The following is a 791-nucleotide window of genomic DNA, read 5'->3' on the forward strand; positions in this document are numbered from 1 at the left end:
CAAGAAGATGAATCGACCGGATCCAGATGCCAAGTTAAAAGAGGATATTCAAGCGATTTATAACGAACATGAAGGTCGTTACGGCTATCGTCGAATTCGCGATGAGCTCGCGAATCGCGGTCAAAAAGTGAATCATAAAAAGGTTCAACGTCTTATGAAAGCCTTAGGCTTAAAATGCATGGTGCGTATGAAAAAATATAAATCTTATAAAGGAACAGTTGGTAAAATTGCGCCAAACATTTTAAATCGTCATTTTAAAGCTGAAGCGCCAAATGAGAAGTGGGTAACGGATATTACGGAGTTTAAACTATTTGGAGAGAAGCTTTATTTATCACCTGTTTTAGACTTGTTTAATGGTGAAATTATTACCTATACAATCGGCTCTAGACCAACGTATTCTTTAGTTTCAGAGATGTTAGAAAAGGCTTTAGAGCGTTTACCAGAAGAGCACCAACTACTGATGCATTCTGATCAAGGATGGCATTATCAAATGAAGCCATATCGTGATGCGCTTCAATCAAGGGACATCGTACAAAGTATGTCTCGTAAAGGAAATTGTCATGATAATTCCGTGATGGAGAATTTCTTTGGCATTATGAAATCAGAATTTCTCTACCTAAAGGAATTTGAAAGTGTCGATCAATTTAAAGAAGAACTAAAGAAATATATAAATTATTACAACACAAAACGAATTAAGGCAAAATTAAAAATGAGCCCGGTACAATACCGAACTCATTTTATACAAGCTGCTTAAACAAAATAACCGTGTCTAACAATTAGGGGTCACTTCA

1 protein-coding gene is annotated in these 791 nt (G+C 35.9%); it reads left to right on the forward strand.

Annotated features, from left to right (window positions below; all coding sequences use genetic code 11):
• The coding region (locus ACFSY7_RS10300; RefSeq protein WP_380147772.1) for an IS3 family transposase at nucleotides 1-754 on the forward strand (754 nt) is incomplete at its 5' end.
• Nucleotides 755-791: the final 37 nt, after the last annotated feature.

The organism is Kurthia populi, assembly GCF_042686175.1.
GTDB lineage: Bacteria > Bacillota > Bacilli > Bacillales_A > Planococcaceae > Kurthia > Kurthia populi.